The organism is Pseudomonas sp. I2, from assembly GCF_040984075.1.
GTDB lineage: Bacteria > Pseudomonadota > Gammaproteobacteria > Pseudomonadales > Pseudomonadaceae > Aquipseudomonas > Aquipseudomonas guariconensis_B.
The window spans coordinates 38,723-54,140 of record NZ_JBCGFQ010000012.1 but is presented as its reverse complement, the minus strand read 5'-3'; the positions used below and the strand labels follow the sequence as shown (position 1 = coordinate 54,140).

Sequence of the window (15,418 nt, the reverse complement as noted above, 5' to 3'; positions counted from 1 at the left end):
CAGCTTGGCTCAGCTATAGATCATCTTGCGCGTCATACCGCCATCGACCACGAACTCCTGGCCGGTGACGAACCCCGCCTGGCGCGACAGCAGCCAGGCCACCAGGGCAGCGACGTCTTCCACGGTCCCTACCCTGCCCGCTGGATGCTGGGCATGGTCGGCCTCGCTCAAGGGTTCGGCGCGCCGCTCGGCAGGGTCGCGTGCATCGATCCAACCCGGGCTGACGGCGTTGACGCGAATCTCCGGGCCCAGGCTCATGGCCAGGGCATGGGTCAGCGCCACCAGGCCACCCTTGCTCGCGGCATAGGCCTCGGTGTCCGGCTCCGATTGCCTGGCACGGGTCGAGGCAAGGTTGACGATGGCCCCGCCATGGGCGCGCAAATACGGCGCACAGTGCTTGGCCAACAGCATCGGGCCGCTGAGATTGACCGCCAGCACCCGGTTCCACTGGGCCAGCGACAGGCTTTCGAGCGTCTGGTTGTGCGGATTGGCGATCGCCGCGTTGCACACCAGCGCATCCAGGCGGCCGAACTGCCCCAGCACCTCGGCCACGCCGGCACTGACCTGGGCCTCGTCGGCGACGTCCATGGTCACGAACCAGGCGTTGTCGCCAAGGGCCTTGGCCACCTTCGCGCCACGCTGGCGATCCAGGTCGCTGAGCACCACCTGCCAACCTTCGCAGATCAGCCAGGCGGCGATGCCCAGGCCAATGCCGCGCGCGGCACCGGTGACCAGGGCTACCCGACCGTTATGGTCCGGTTCGCCGCCCTTCCAGTCGATCACAGCGCCGCCAGCCCACGCGCCAGGTCGGCTTGCAGGTCGGCGACGTCTTCCAGGCCGACGGCAACGCGGATCAGGCTGTCGCGGATACCCGCCGCCTCACGCTCCTGCGGTGTCAGGCGACCGTGGGAGGTGCTGGCCGGGTGGGCGATGGTGGTCTTGCTGTCACCCAGGTTGGTGGTGATGGAGATCATCCGGGTGGCGTCGATGAAGCGCCAGGCGCCCTCCTTGCCGCCCTTGACCTCGAAGCTCACCACCGCGCCGAAGCCGCTCATCTGGCGCTTGGCCAGTTCGTGCTGCGGGTGGCTTGGCAGGCCGGCGTAATGGACCTTCTCCACGCCCTCCTGCTGCTCCAGCCATTCGGCGAGCGCCTGGGCGCTTTCGCAGTGCGCACGCATACGCAGCTTGAGGGTTTCCAGGCCCTTGGTGAAGATCCAGGCGTTGAATGGGCTGAGGGTCGGCCCTGCGGTACGCAGGAAGCCCACCACTTCTTTCATCTGCTCGCTGCGCCCGGCCACCACGCCGCCCATGCAACGGCCCTGGCCGTCGATGAACTTGGTCGCCGAGTGGAACACGATGTCAGCGCCGAGCTTGAGCGGCTGCTGCAGCGCCGGGGTACTGAAGCAGTTGTCCACCACCAGCATGGCGCCGCGGGCGTGGGCGATCTCGGCCAGCGCGGCGATATCCACCAGTTCCGCCAGCGGGTTGGATGGCGACTCGACGATCAGCAGCTTGGTATTGGCCTTGATGGCCTTTTCCCAACCGGCCAGGTCGACCAGTGGCACGTAGTCCACCTGCACGCCGAAACGCTTGAAGTACTTCTCGAACAGGCTGATGGTCGAACCGAACACGCTCTGCGACACCAACACATGGTCGCCGGCGCTGCACAGCGACATGACCACGGCAAGGATCGCCGCCATGCCGGTGGAGGTGCCCACGGCCTGCTCGGCGCCTTCCATCGCCGCCAGGCGCTCCTCGAAGACGCGCACGGACGGGTTGGTGTAGCGCGAGTAGACGTTGCCCGGCGTCTCGCCAGCAAAGCGCGCGGCCGCATCGGCGGCGGTGCGGAAGACATAGCTGGAGGTCAGGAACAGCGCTTCGCTGTGCTCTGCCTCCGGTGTACGGTTCTGACCGGCGCGCACCGCCAGGGTGTCGAAACCGACACCCTCGAGGTCGCTGTCCAGTCGCCCGGCATCCCATTGATCCGTCATGCCGTCGCTCCCAAATCAGTTGTTGTAGAGGTCGATGATCGCGCTGACGGCCTGGTTCTTCACCTTGGCCGCGTCGTTGCGCGATTGCTCGATGCGCTCCAGGTAGGCTTCGTCGATGTCGCCGGTGACGTATTCACCGTCGAACACCGCGCAATCGAAATGCTCGATCTTGATCTTGCCGCCCCCGACCGATTCGATCAGGTCAGGCAGGTCCTGGTAGACCAGCCAGTCGGCGCCGATCAACTCGGCCACCTGGTCGGTGGTACGGTTGTGGGCGATCAGTTCGTGAGCGCTCGGCATGTCGATGCCGTAGACGTTGGGGTAACGCACCGCAGGGGCCGCGGAGCAGAAGTAGACGTTCTTCGCCCCGGCTTCGCGGGCCATCTGGATGATCTGCTTGCAGGTGGTGCCGCGCACGATCGAGTCGTCCACCAGCATCACGTTCTTGCCGCGGAACTCCAGCTCGATGGCATTGAGCTTCTGGCGTACGGACTTCTTGCGCGCGGCCTGGCCGGGCATGATGAAGGTACGGCCGATGTAGCGGTTCTTGACGAAACCTTCGCGGAACTTGACGCCCAGGTGGTTGGCCAGCTCCAGCGCCGCGGTGCGGCTGGTGTCGGGGATCGGGATGACCACGTCGATGTCGTGGTCCGGACGCTCGCGGCGGATCTTCTCGGCCAGCTTCTCGCCCATGCGCAGGCGCGCCTTGTACACCGAGACGCCGTCCATGATCGAGTCCGGGCGGGCCAGGTAGACGTGCTCGAAGATGCACGGCGAAAGCTTCGGATTGTTCGCGCACTGGCGGGTGTGCATCTGCCCTTCCTCGGTGATGTACACCGCTTCGCCCGGCGCCAGGTCGCGGATCAGGGTGAAGCCGAGGACGTCCAGTGCGACGCTTTCCGAGGCGATCATGTACTCGACGCCTTCGTCGGTGTGGCGCTGGCCGAAGACGATCGGGCGGATGCCATTGGGGTCGCGGAAGCCGACGATGCCGTAGCCGGTGATCATCGCCACCACGGCATAGCCACCGACACAGCGGCTGTGCACGTGGGAAACCGCGGCGAACACGTCTTCCTCGGTCGGCTGCAGCTTGCCGCGCACGGCCAGCTCATGGGCGAACACGTTCAGCAGCACTTCCGAGTCGGAGTTGGTGTTGACGTGGCGCAGGTCCGACTCGTAGATCTCCTTGGCCAACTGCTCGACGTTGGTCAGGTTGCCGTTGTGCGCCAGGGTGATGCCATAGGGCGAGTTGACGTAGAACGGCTGGGCCTCGGCCGAGGTGGAGCTGCCCGCAGTCGGGTAGCGCACGTGGCCGATGCCCATGTGGCCGACCAGGCGCTGCATGTGGCGCTGCTGGAAGACGTCGCGCACCAGGCCGTTGTCCTTGCGCAGGAATAACCGGCCGTCGTGGCTGGTCACGATACCGGCAGCGTCCTGGCCGCGGTGCTGGAGCACGGTTAGCGCGTCATACAGCGCCTGATTGACGTTCGACTTACCGACGATACCGACGATGCCACACATGCGACGCAACCCCTACTTTGATGAAACTTGAGTGAAAAGCGCTCAGGGCTTGCTGGGCCCGAGCAACTGTTCCTGGAACGGAAGATCAGCCGGTGCGCTGATCCCACTGGACATCCACTGGCTGGTGAACCCCAGGATCAGGTTCTTCGACCAGTCAGCGACCAATAGAAATTGTGGTATCAGGCGCGATTCCTGCCACCACGGGTCCTGTTGTACCGGCCCCAGGCTCAACAGCCCGATGGCCACCACCACCAGCAAGGCCCCGCGCGCGGCGCCGAAGGCCATGCCGAGGAAACGATCGGTGCCGGACAGCCCGGTCACGCGGATCAGCTCGCCGATGAGGAAGTTGATCATGGCCCCCACCAGCAGGGTGGCGACGAAAAGAATGGCACAGCCGGCGATGATGCGCGCCGAGGGTGTCTGGATGTAGCTTTCCAGGTACTGCGACAGCGATCCGCCGAACATCCAGGCGACCGCACCGGCAATGATCCAGATGAGCAGGGACAAGGCTTCCTTGACGAAGCCGCGCTTGAGACTGATCAGTGAGGAAATGGCGATGATCGCGATGATCGCCCAATCAACCCAGGTAAATGCCACGGTGTTGCCTACAGACGTTTGAGGCGGCGCATTTTACCAGAGCGGCGGGCTGGGGGTAAGCGGAATGTCGGGTTTACGCGAACCCTTGTAGGAGCGGCCTTGCCGGTCCGGTGCCCCGGAAAGGCCGCTCCTACAAGGGGCAGTGCGCCCTGCAGGGCAGTTGTCGTGCAGCTCAGCTGCGCTCCGGCTGGAAGCGCACCACGAAGCCCTTGAGGTTGTGCTGGCGGTTGATCACATCGCGCAGGCGCTCGGCCTCGGCGCGCTCGACCAGCGGCCCGACGAACACCCGGTTCATGCCATCGACGGAGCGAATGTAGGCATTGTAGCCCTGGCTGCGCAAGGTCTTCTGCAGGTTGTCGGCGCCAGCGCGGTTGGACAGGCTGGCCAGCTGGATCGACCAGCTCACCGGCAGGCCGTTGGCGTCGATCCTGGAGGGCGTGGCCGGCTTGGGGGCAGTGGCCGTTGCCGCAGGTGCCGGACGGTTCTCGGCCTTCGGCGCCGGGGCCGGCGACTTGGCGACCGGCGCTTGCGCGGACGGGGCCGGCGCGATCGGCTGGCTTGGCGTCGTCATTGGCCCGGTAGACTCGTCGATGACCACCGGCGGTTGCTCCGGCGCCTCCGGCAACGGCTGGGGCTCCGGCACCGCAACCGGCTCGACCTGCACCTGGGGCAGGCTTGGCATGGCCGGCGCCTCGGGCGCCTCGACACGCACCTGGCGCATCTCATCCTCGCGGGTGAACAGCATCGGCAGGAAGATCACCGCCAGCGCCACCAGCACCAGCGCACCGACCATGCGCTGCTTCATCCCTTTATCCAGCACTGCCATCTACTCCACCCTCCGGGGCCTGCCGCTCGAGCCATTCCAGGGCCTGGCCGACACAGAAAAACGAACCGAACAGCAGGATCTGGTCATCCGCCGTCGCCTGCGCGCACTGCCCTTCCAGGGCAGCATCGACGCTGGCATAAGACTTCACCGAGGCACCCAGGTTCGTCAAGGCTGCCGCCAGCTCCGCAGCCGGCCGGCTGCGCGGGGTGTCCAACGGCGCCACCGCCCAGTGGTCGACCAGCCCCTCAAGCGGCGCGACGACGCCTTCGAGATCCTTGTCGGCGAGCAGACCGAACACCGCCAGGCGCCGCCCGCCGACGGGCCGTGCGGCCAAGCGCTGGGCCAGGTACTGCGCGGCATGGGGGTTGTGCCCCACATCCAGCAGCAGCTCCAGGCGCTTGCCCTGCCAGTGCAGCACACGGCGATCCAGGCGACCGGTGACGCGGGTCGCCAGCAAGGCCTGGCGAATCTGCCCGGCCTCCCAGGGCAGATCCATCAGCAGGTAGGCCTGCAGGGCCAAGGCTGCATTTTCCATCGGCAGGTCGAGCAGCGGCAGGTCGTGCAGCTCCACGACACGGCCATCGGCCTTGCTGCCGCGCCACTGCCAGTGCTGGTCGGTGCTGGCCAGGTCGAAATAACGGCCGCGCAGGAAGAACGGGCAGGCCAGTTCGCGGGCCTTGTCCAGCAGCGGTTGCGGCGGCTCCAGGTCACCGCACAGGGCCGGCTTGCCCTGGCGGAAGATCCCGGCCTTCTCGAAGGCCACGGATTCGCGGCTGTCGCCCAGGTAGTCGGCGTGATCGACCCCGATGCTGGTGACCAGCGCCAGGTCCGCATCCACCAGGTTCACGGCATCCAGCCGCCCGCCCAGGCCGACCTCGAGCACCACGGCATCCAACGCCGACTGCTGGAACAGCCAGAACGCCGCCAGGGTCCCCATCTCGAAGTACGTGAGGGAGATCTCGCCACGCGCGGCCTCGACCGCGGCGAACGCCTGGCACAGCTGCTCATCGCCGGCCTCGACGCCATCGATGCGCACCCGCTCGTTGTAGCGCAGCAGGTGCGGCGAGGCATAGACGCCGACCTTGAGACCCTGGGCCTGGAGCAACGCGGCGACGAAGGCGCAGGTCGAGCCCTTGCCGTTGGTGCCGGTGACCGTCACCACCCGGGGTGCCAGCCTGCCCAGCCCGAGCCGCGCAGCCACCTGTTGCGAACGCTCCAGGCCCATGTCGATGGCCGAGGGGTGCAACTGCTCGAGGTAGGCGAGCCAGTCGCCCAGAGTACGTGGGCTCATCACGCGACGGCAGCCGCCTCGAGGGCTTCTGCCGGCGTCGGCTGGCCGGTCATCTGCGCCAGCAGGCGAGCCAGGCGCGGACGCAGTTCACCGCGCGAGATGATCAGGTCGATGGCACCGTGCTCGAGGAGGAACTCGCTGCGCTGGAAGCCTTCCGGCAGTTTCTCGCGCACGGTCTGCTCGATCACTCGCGGGCCGGCGAAGCCGATCAGCGCCTTGGGCTCGCCGACGATGACGTCGCCGAGCATCGCCAGGCTGGCGGACACACCGCCATAGACCGGATCGGTGAGCACCGAGATGAACGGAATGCCTTCTTCGCGCAGGCGTGCCAGCACGGCCGAGGTCTTGGCCATCTGCATCAGCGAGATCAGCGCTTCCTGCATGCGCGCACCGCCAGAGGCGGAGAAGCAGACCATCGGGCAGCGATGCTCCAGGGCATAGTTGGCCGCACGCACGAAGCGCTCGCCGACGATGGCGCCCATGGAGCCCCCCATGAAGGAGAATTCGAAGGCGCTGACCACGATCGGCATGCCCATCAGGGTACCGCTCATCGACACCAGGGCGTCCTTCTCGCCGGTCTGCTTCTGGGCAGCGACCAGGCGGTCCTTGTACTTCTTGCCATCACGGAACTTCAGGCGGTCGACCGGCTCCAGGTCGGCGCCCAGCTCGGCACGGCCTTCGGCATCGAGGAAGATGTCGATGCGCGCGCGTGCGCCGATGCGCATGTGGTGGTTGCACTTGGGGCAGACATCCAGGGTCTTTTCCAGCTCCGGACGATACAGCACGGCCTCGCAGGCCGGGCACTTGTGCCACAGGCCTTCAGGCACCGAGCTCTTCTTCACCTCGGAACGCATGATCGAAGGGATCAGTTTGTCGACTAACCAGTTGCTCATGCTTTCTTTCTCCAGTATCGGCGGGCGGGGACCGGTCTGGCCGGCCATGCCCTGCCCTTGAGCTCATGTTCTTCAATGAAACGATGATGGACCGGCTCCGGGGCCCGCACGGGGCGGGGCCGGCCAGGCAGCCGGGCCATCGTCAATCTGTCATGCCGGCGCCCTGCAAAAGCCCGCCGCAAGGGCGGGCCTGGCAGCACCGGGCTGCGAAAGCTATGGACGATGGCGCGCGCCCCGCCGTCACATCCGTTGTCACGCCTGCTTCACCGCACGCAGGAAGGCCTCGATCTTCGCCGCATCCTTGATGCCCTTGGCCTGCTCGACACCACCGCTGACATCCACCGCGAACGGGCGCACCTGGGCGATGGCCTGGCCGACGTTGTCCGGCGACAACCCGCCGGCGAGGATGATCGGCTTGCTCAGGGAAGCAGGCACCAGCGACCAGTCGAACGCCTCGCCGGTGCCGCCGGGCACGCCGGGCACATAGGTATCCAGGAGGATGCCGCGGGCGCCGGCATACTGCCGGCAAGCGGCCTCGAGATCGTCACCGGGGCGCACCCGCAAGGCCTTGATCCAGGGGCGCTGGTAGCCTTCGCAGTCGGCCGGGGTTTCGTCGCCGTGGAACTGTAGCAGGTCCAGCGACACCGCTTCGAGAATCTCGTTGAGTTCGCAGCGGGTGGCATTGACGAACAGCCCGACCGTGGTCACGAAAGGCGGCAACGCGGCGATGATCGCCCGCGCCTGACGCACGTCCACCGCGCGTGGGCTCTTGGCGTAGAAGACCAGGCCGATGGCGTCGGCGCCGGCCTCGGCCGCGGCCAGGGCGTCCTCGACGCGGGTGATTCCGCAGATCTTGCTGCGAACGTTGCTCATGGAAAGCGAACCCTGAGTGATCGGTGAAAGGCCGGATGTTAGCAAATGACGTTTCGCCCGTCAGTCGGCCAGCGCTTCGAAGCCGGTGAGAAAGTGTGGGCCGATGTAACGTTGCGGCAGGACGAACGTCTCCGGGTACTCCACCTGCACCAGGTACAGGCCGTAGGGATGGGCGGTCACCCCGCCTTCGCGGCGGTTGCGCCCTTCCAGTACCTCGCGGGCCCAGGTGGCCGGGCGCTCGCCGGCGCCGATGGTCATCAGCACGCCGGCGATGTTGCGCACCATGTGGTGCAGGAAAGCGGTGGCGCGCACGTCCAGCACGATCATCCGGCCATGGCGGGTGACGCGCAGGTGATGGATGTGCTTGACCGGCGACTTGGCCTGGCATTGGCTGGCGCGGAACGCGCTGAAATCATGGGTGCCCAGCAGAAAGCTGGCGGCCTCGGCCATGGGCGCGATGTCCAGCGGGCGATGGTTCCAGGTCACCTCCTCGGCCAGGTGCGCGGGGCGAATCGGGTCGTTGTAGATGACATAGCGGTAGCGCCGCGCCGTGGCCTTGAAGCGGGCATGGAAGTCCGCGGGCATGGGCCGTGCCCAGGTGACGCTGATGTCGTGGGGCAGGTTGAAGTTGGTGCCCATGGTCCAGGCGCGCTCGTCGCGCACGGCCCGGGTATCGAAATGCACCACCTGGCCACAGGCATGCACACCTGCATCGGTGCGCCCGGCGCAGACCACAGAGACCGGCGAGTCGGCCACCTTCGACAGCGCCTGCTCCAGGGCCTGCTGGACGCTGGGCACGCCACTGGCCTGGCGCTGCCAGCCGCGGTAGCGCGAGCCTTTGTATTCCACGCCCAGGGCGATGCGGGAGTAGCCTTCGGCCGCCGATTCGGCCGTGTCGTTGTCGTTGATGTCCAAGGAAGCGAAACCTGTGGGTGAAACGGGAAGGCGGGCATTATAGCGGCAACGGCGGTGCCTGGGCGGACATTGCCGGCAAGCCCCACAGGGGCCGGCGGTGTTCACACATCAGGTGTTCCGCAGAAGACCCTGTGGGAGATCACCGAGCCCTTCGGGCTGCGCTGTCGCGCAGGGAACAGAGGCCGAAAAGGCAACGCCCCCCTGTGGGAGCGGGCTTGCCCGCGATCGGCTGCGCAGCAGCCGCAAGGCCGCTACACGCAACCAGCAGGCGTCACACCAAACGCGAGAGCATCTCCTCGGCTTCCTGACGCTGGTCGTCGCTACCGTCCTTGACCACTTCATCGAGGATGTCGCGGGCACCCTGGTGGTCGCCCATGTCGATGTAGGCGCGGGCCAGGTCGAGCTTGGTGGCGACCTCGTCGGTGCCGGAGAAGAAGTCGAAGTCCAGGTCGTCCAGCGGCTCGGGTTCGCGCGCCGCGTCCTCGGCGGTGAAGTGCGGCTCCAGCGAAGGCGACTCGAGGTTCTGCGACAGCTTGTCCAGCTCGGCGTTGACATCGTCCAGCTCCGAGGCGAAGTGCTTGGCCGCCTGGGAGTCGTCGTCCAGCGACAGGGACAGGTCGAAGTCCTCCGGCAGCTCCAGCTCGGAGATCGGGTCGAACTCGGGGATCTCGTCGAAGGCAGCCAGTTCCGCGGCCACATCCACCGGCCCATCCTCGGTGGGCGCCGCAGCGGCAGGCTCACCGACGTCGAGGTCGAAATCGGCCAGGTCGTCCTGGGTCTGCGGCTCGACCTGGGCCTGGGCCAGCAGCGCCTCGAAATCGGCATCGGCGTCGGCATCGGTCTCGCTGGCCACTGACTCAGGCTCGGGCTCGGCAGCCTCTTGTGCCTGTTGCTCATCGACCTGCGCCTCTGCCGTGTCCAGCATCGGTGGATCCAGCGGATCCTCCACCGGCAGGTCGTCACCCAGGCTCAGGTCGAAGGCGCTGTCCAGGTCGTCCTCTTCGGTCGCCGGCGCTTCATCGACCACCTCTGGCTCCGCCTCGGGCTCAGGGGATGGCGCTGCCTCGGCGACGGGCTCCGGCTCCTCGACAGTCGGCTTCAGGTCGCTGTCCTGCAGCAGTTCCTGGACATACTGCTCATCCATCTCGGCCGCCAGCGCCGCAGCGCCAAGGCCAGCGGCGGCAATGCCGAGCATCGCCGGGAAACGCTCCTTGAGCGAATCGACCACCGCCTTGTTCTGCTCGGAAGACGGCAGTTGGCGTTCCTGCTCGGCGAAGGCGGTCTGGTCGCCTTGGCGAGCGTAGACTTCCATCAGCTTCAGGCGCAGATCACTGCGCTGGGGCTCGGCGGCCACCGCCGGCTCCAGCAGATCGGCGGCATGATTCAAGCGGCCACGGGCCAGGCTCTGCTCGACCTCGGTCAGCAGTTGGCCAGTCAGGTCCTGCTCGGCCGGCGCAACCACTGGCGCAGCGGCCTGCACCGTCTGTGCGGCAGGCTTCTCGGCAGCCGCCGCGGCGGCTGCCGACGCCGCCACCACGGCCGGCGCCAGCTTCACGCTCGGCGCCGACACATCCAGCCCGCCGAAGCTGCCCGCAGGCAGGTCCAGGTCTGGGCTGCGCTCGCTTTCCTCAGCCAGCGCCCGAGCCATGCGCAGGTGCTTCTCGGCCTCCTGCTGGGCTTTGCGCTTGCGTGCCAGGAGCAGCAACAGCAACAACAGGACGAGGAACGCCGAACCGGCCAGCAGCCCCAGCAGCACCGGGTTGCCGAGCAGCTCGTCGAGCACGCCCTGCTGCTGCCCGGCCTCACGCTCGGCAGCCGCCTGCGGCGCAGGTTCGCCTTCTGGCTCGGCTGGGGGCAGTTGGGCCTCGGCGGGCGGCTGCGCGGGTGCAGGTTCGCCAGGCAACGCAGCCGGCGGCGGGGTCTGCCCGGCCCCACCTTGCGCCTCGAGGCGGGCCAGCTGGTCGTTCTTCAGCTCGATCAGGCGCTGCAGCTTGTCCAACTGGCTCTGCAGGTCGGCCATGCGGCTCTTGAGTTCTTCGTTGTCGCGGCGGCTGGTGTCCAGGCTCTCCTGGGCCACGGCCAGCTGGTCGCTGAGGGCCTTGGCATCCTGCGCACCGGCCTGGTTGCCTGGGCTGACCAGGCGCAGGTTATCGCCCTGGGCGATACGCGCCGGCGCCGCCTCGGCCGCGCCGCGCCGGGTCGCGTCCAGCTGGCGGGCGGGTGGGCCCAGGCGCCGGCCCTCGCGCCAGGCGGCATACTGCTCGGCCACCTCGCTGATCGCCTCGCCCTGGGGAATGCCCTGGATCTGCTGCTGGTCGGGCAGGCGCAGGACCTGCCCGACCTTGAGCTGGTTGATGTTGTTGCCGATGAAGGCGTCCGGGTTCAGGGCCTGGATCGCCAGCATGGTCTGCTGGACCGAGCCCCCTTGTGTATGACGCGCGGCGATCTGCCAGAGCGTGTCGCGGCGCTTGGTGGTGTAGCTGCCCGCCCCGCTCAGCGCAGGCGCGATGCTGTCTGCCCCCGCCTGTTCGCCCTGTGCCTGGGCCTGGTCCAGGAGCACGTTGTAGTCGCGCAGCAGACGGCCCTGGGGCCACATCACCTGGACCAGGAACTTGACCACCGGGGCTGGCAGCGGCTGGCTGGAGGTCACCCGTAGCACGCTCTTGCCATTGGGGTTGATCACCGGGGTGAAGGTCAGGTCCTCGAGATAGGACGGATAGGCCACCCCCGCCTTGGCGAATTCTTCAGGTGGCGCCAGGCTCGGTGCGACTTCGGCGGCGGTAAGGTCGCGCACGTCGAGCAGCTCGATCTCGGCATCCAACGGCTGGTTCTGCGCCGACTTGAGGGTCAGCTCACCCAACCCGAGGGCATTCGCCATGCCGGACGACAGCGCCGAGGCTGCCGCCATGGCCAGAACCAGTTTGCGAATTCGAAGCATGACCTCTTCCCTTGTAAGAATCGTCCCGAAACCTGCGAATGGCGCAGGACAAAGTGCTCGCCAGTATCTTTTACGCCATATGTTTTATCAACAATCGGGCCACCTGCACGGCGTTGAGCGCCGCTCCCTTGCGCAGGTTGTCGGTGGTCAGCCAGAGGTTGAGTTGCTCGTCTTCGTCGATGCCATGGCGTACACGACCAACATAGACCACGTCCTGCCCCACTGCGTCGCCAACGGGCGTCGGATAATCGTCCGGCTCGACCAGCTCGACGCTCTCGGCCGCCTCCAGGGCCGCGTTGACCGCCGCCAGGTCGACCGCGCGGCGGCTCTGCAACGCCACACTGACGCTATCGCCGAAAAACACCGGGACTTGAACGCAGCTCACGGAAACCTTCAGCGCCGGCATGCCCAGCAGCACGCGCAGCTCACCGACCAGACGGCGTTCCAGGGCCGTATGGCCCTGCTCATCGGCGCCGCCGACGCGGCCCAGCAGGTTGAACGCCATCTGCCGATCGAAGAAGCGCGGCTCCAGCGGGCGGGCATTGAGCAGCTCGGCGGTCTGCCGGGCCAGTTCACTGACCGCTTCCCGGCCCTGGGACGAAACCGCCAGGCAGGCCATCACCTGGACCCGTTCGATGTCGAGCAGGCCCTTGAGCGGCGCCAGGGCCACGGCCAGGGCAACGGCAGCGGCGCTGGGGCTGGCGAGCAGCACGGGCAGAGGCTGTTGCGCCAGCTGCTCGCCGTTGGCCTCGGGCACCAGCGCCAGGGCCTGGTCCAGGCCGCCGGACAGGTCGATGACCGAGCACCCCGCCTGCCGCGCCTTCTCGGCGAAACTGCGGCTGACGGCCGGGCCTGCGGCGAAGAACGCCAGCCTGACCTGGGCGAAGTCGAAGCTGTCGACCTCGCGCACGCGCAGCTTCCTGCCGGCGAACATCACACTGCTGCCCGCCGACTCCATGCTGGCCAGCAGGTGCAGGGTGCCTACCGGGAAATCGAGTTCCTCGAGGATCTGCACGAGGGTTTCGCCGACGCTGCCGGTGGCGCCGACGATGGCGATATCTATGGGCTGGGTCATGGAAGGATCCTTCTGGTGGAACTTCAGGGTGCGGCACTTTACTCGGCTTGGGGGTTTAGATCGAGTGTCCGTACCTAAGCGGCCCCCAAATAGAAAACCCGCGCAAGGCGCGGGCTCTCCGTAAAGCGCAAGGCGCGATCAACGCTCCAGCAGGATCCGCAGCATACGCCGCAGCGGCTCGGCAGCGCCCCACAGCAACTGGTCGCCGACGGTGAAGGCCCCCAGGTACTGGGACCCCATGTTCAGCTTGCGCAAACGGCCTACCGGGATGTTCAGGGTACCGGTGACCTTGGTCGGGCTCAGCTCCTGCATGCTGATCTCGCGCTGGTTCGGCACCAGCTTCACCCAAGGGTTGTGCTGGCTGATCATGCCTTCGATGTCGGCCAGCGGCACGTCCTTGTTCAGCTTGATGGTCAGCGCCTGGCTGTGGCAGCGCATGGCACCGATGCGCACGCAGATGCCATCGACCGGGATCGGGCTCTTGAAACGGCCGAGGATCTTGTTGGTCTCGGCCTGGGCCTTCCACTCCTCGCGGCTCTGGCCGTTGGGCAGCTCCTTGTCGATCCACGGGATCAGGCTGCCGGCCAGCGGCACGCCGAAGTGCTCGGTGGGGAACGCCTCGCCACGCATGGTTTCGGCGACCTTGCGGTCGATGTCGAGGATGGCGCTGGCCGGGTTGGCCAGGTCATCGGCCACCGCCGCGTGGATGCCGCCCATCTGGCGGATCAGCTCGCGCATGTTCTGGGCGCCGGCACCGGAGGCAGCCTGGTAGGTCATGGCGCTCATCCACTCGACCAGGCCAGCCTCGAACAGGCCGCCCAAGCCCATCAGCATCAGGCTGACGGTGCAGTTACCGCCGATGTAGTTCTTGGTCCCGGCATCGAGCTGCTGGTCGATCACCTTGCGGTTGACCGGGTCGAGGACGATCACCGCGTCATCCTGCATGCGCAGGGACGAAGCGGCGTCGATCCAGTAACCCTGCCAGCCGGCCTCACGCAACTTGGGGAAGACCTCGTTGGTGTAGTCGCCGCCCTGGCAGGTCAGAATGACGTCGAGGGTCTTGAGCTCTTCGATGCTGTAGGCGTCCTTGAGCGGAGCAATGTCCTTGCCCACGTTCGGCCCCTGGCCACCGACATTGGAGGTGGTGAAGAACACCGGCTCGATGAGGTCGAAATCCTGCTCCTCCAGCATCCGCTGCATGAGCACGGAACCGACCATACCGCGCCAACCGATCAGACCTACACGTTTCATCGCAACTACACCTTTGCTAAAAGTGGGCCGCCATCGCAGGAAAGCGACGGCGGGCCAGAGAGATTACAGATTCCGCAGCGCTGCGACTACTGCGTCGCCCATTTCCTGCGTACCTACCTTGCTGCAGCCGGCCGACCAGATGTCACCGGTACGCAAGCCCTGATCCAGCACCAGGCTGACGGCCTTCTCGATGGCGTCGGCGGCGGCCTGCTGGTTGAAGCTGTAGCGCAGCATCATCGACACCGACAGGATGGTCGCCAGCGGGTTGGCGATGCCCTGCCCGGCGATGTCCGGGGCCGAGCCATGGCACGGCTCGTACATGCCCTTGTTGTCGGCATCCAAGGATGCAGATGGCAGCATGCCGATGGATCCGGTCAACATGGAAGCCTCATCCGACAGGATGTCACCGAACATGTTGTCGGTCACCATCACGTCGAACTGCTTGGGTGCGCGCACCAGTTGCATGGCAGCGTTGTCGACGTACATGTGGCTGAGCTCGACGTCCGGGTAGTCCTTGGCCACGTCCTCGACCACTTCGCGCCACAGCTGGCTGGACGCCAGGACGTTGGCCTTGTCCACCGAGCACAGGCGCTTGCCGCGCACGCGGGCCATGTCGAAGCCGACGCGGGCGATGCGGCGGATCTCGCTTTCGCTGTACGGCAGGGTGTCGTAGGCCTGGCGCTCGCCACCGTCCAGCTCGCGCTGGCCACGTGGCGCACCGAAGTAGATGCCGCCGGTCAGCTCGCGGACGATGAGGATGTCCAGGCCGGCGACGACCTCGGGCTTGAGCGAGGACGCATCGGCCAGTTGCGGGTAGAGGATCGCTGGGCGCAGGTTGGCGAACAGGCCCAGTTGCGAACGGATCTTCAGCAGGCCGCGCTCGGGGCGGATGTCACGCTCGATCTTGTCCCACTTCGGCCCGCCGACCGCGCCGAGCAGCACCGCGTCGGCCTGGCGCGCGCGTTCCAGGGTCTCGTCGGCCAGTGGCACGCCGTGCTTGTCGATGGCCGCGCCGCCGATCACGTCGTGCTCCAGGGTGAAGCCGAGCTGGAACTTGTCGTTGGCCAGCTCCAGCACCTTGACCGCCTCGGCCATGATTTCCGGGCCGATGCCATCACCTGGGAGAATCAGAATCTGCTTGCTCATGCTTTCCTCTATCCATTCAGACGGCGCGCCTGCGGCACGCCGGAAAAAACCAATGTTCGGCCCACGATACCAGCACATCCGGGCGTTTGCGTGGTTGCCTC

The 15,418-nt window shown here is 66.8% G+C and carries 13 protein-coding genes; all 13 read right to left on the bottom strand.

What is annotated here, in order from left to right:
• Nucleotides 1-9 precede the first annotated feature (9 nt).
• The 13 genes from WCE05_RS08370 to leuB all read right to left on the bottom strand — a co-directional run bounded on the left by WCE05_RS08370 (nucleotide 10) and on the right by leuB (nucleotide 15,317).
• Nucleotides 10-783, bottom strand: a complete 774-nt coding sequence (locus WCE05_RS08370; protein ID WP_225787016.1) for an SDR family oxidoreductase — start codon at nucleotides 781-783, stop codon at nucleotides 10-12.
• Nucleotides 780-1,991, bottom strand: a complete 1,212-nt coding sequence (locus WCE05_RS08365; RefSeq protein WP_225787017.1) for an O-succinylhomoserine sulfhydrylase — start codon at nucleotides 1,989-1,991, stop codon at nucleotides 780-782. The genes WCE05_RS08370 and WCE05_RS08365 overlap by 4 nt, the downstream gene beginning before the upstream one ends.
• Nucleotides 1,992-2,006: 15 nt before the next feature.
• Nucleotides 2,007-3,512 carry an amidophosphoribosyltransferase gene (gene purF, locus WCE05_RS08360; protein ID WP_253080971.1) on the bottom strand — a complete coding sequence of 502 codons (1,506 nt, stop codon included), beginning with the start codon at nucleotides 3,510-3,512 and terminating at the stop codon, nucleotides 2,007-2,009.
• 42 nt (nucleotides 3,513-3,554) lie between these two features.
• Nucleotides 3,555-4,109 (bottom strand): CvpA family protein, encoded by a 555-nt coding sequence (locus WCE05_RS08355; protein ID WP_225787019.1) that lies wholly within the window; start codon nucleotides 4,107-4,109, stop codon nucleotides 3,555-3,557.
• 172 nt (nucleotides 4,110-4,281) lie between these two features.
• Entirely contained in the window at nucleotides 4,282-4,935 is a 654-nt protein-coding gene (locus WCE05_RS08350; RefSeq protein ID WP_253080970.1) for an SPOR domain-containing protein, read from the bottom strand.
• A complete protein-coding gene (gene folC / locus WCE05_RS08345) occupies nucleotides 4,919-6,226 on the bottom strand; it encodes a bifunctional tetrahydrofolate synthase/dihydrofolate synthase (protein ID WP_368815734.1) in 1,308 nt (435 codons plus the stop codon). Before folC ends, WCE05_RS08350 begins: the two co-directional genes overlap by 17 nt.
• Nucleotides 6,226-7,119: an acetyl-CoA carboxylase, carboxyltransferase subunit beta gene (accD, locus tag WCE05_RS08340; protein WP_225787022.1), complete on the bottom strand. Its 894-nt coding sequence runs from the start codon at nucleotides 7,117-7,119 to the stop codon at nucleotides 6,226-6,228. Before accD ends, folC begins: the two co-directional genes overlap by 1 nt.
• A gap of 252 nt (nucleotides 7,120-7,371) precedes the next feature.
• Nucleotides 7,372-7,992, bottom strand: a complete 621-nt coding sequence (locus WCE05_RS08335) for a phosphoribosylanthranilate isomerase (RefSeq protein WP_225787023.1) — start codon at nucleotides 7,990-7,992, stop codon at nucleotides 7,372-7,374.
• Nucleotides 7,993-8,052: 60 nt separating this feature from the next.
• A complete protein-coding gene (gene truA / locus WCE05_RS08330) occupies nucleotides 8,053-8,907 on the bottom strand; it encodes a tRNA pseudouridine(38-40) synthase TruA (protein WP_225787024.1) in 855 nt (284 codons plus the stop codon).
• Nucleotides 8,908-9,178: 271 nt separating this feature from the next.
• The gene (locus tag WCE05_RS08325; RefSeq protein ID WP_368815733.1) at nucleotides 9,179-11,845 is read right to left on the bottom strand and encodes a FimV/HubP family polar landmark protein; all 2,667 of its coding nucleotides are present in this window, start codon (nucleotides 11,843-11,845) and stop codon (nucleotides 9,179-9,181) included.
• A gap of 70 nt (nucleotides 11,846-11,915) precedes the next feature.
• Nucleotides 11,916-12,920, bottom strand: a complete 1,005-nt coding sequence (locus WCE05_RS08320) for an aspartate-semialdehyde dehydrogenase (RefSeq protein WP_368815732.1) — start codon at nucleotides 12,918-12,920, stop codon at nucleotides 11,916-11,918.
• Between the two features lie 138 nt (nucleotides 12,921-13,058).
• On the bottom strand, nucleotides 13,059-14,171 hold the full coding sequence (gene asd / locus WCE05_RS08315) for an aspartate-semialdehyde dehydrogenase (protein ID WP_225787027.1): 1,113 nt from the start codon (nucleotides 14,169-14,171) through the stop codon (nucleotides 13,059-13,061).
• A 63-nt stretch (nucleotides 14,172-14,234) separates the two neighbouring features.
• Nucleotides 14,235-15,317 (bottom strand): 3-isopropylmalate dehydrogenase, encoded by a 1,083-nt coding sequence (leuB, locus tag WCE05_RS08310; protein ID WP_225787028.1) that lies wholly within the window; start codon nucleotides 15,315-15,317, stop codon nucleotides 14,235-14,237.
• Nucleotides 15,318-15,418 lie beyond the last annotated feature (101 nt).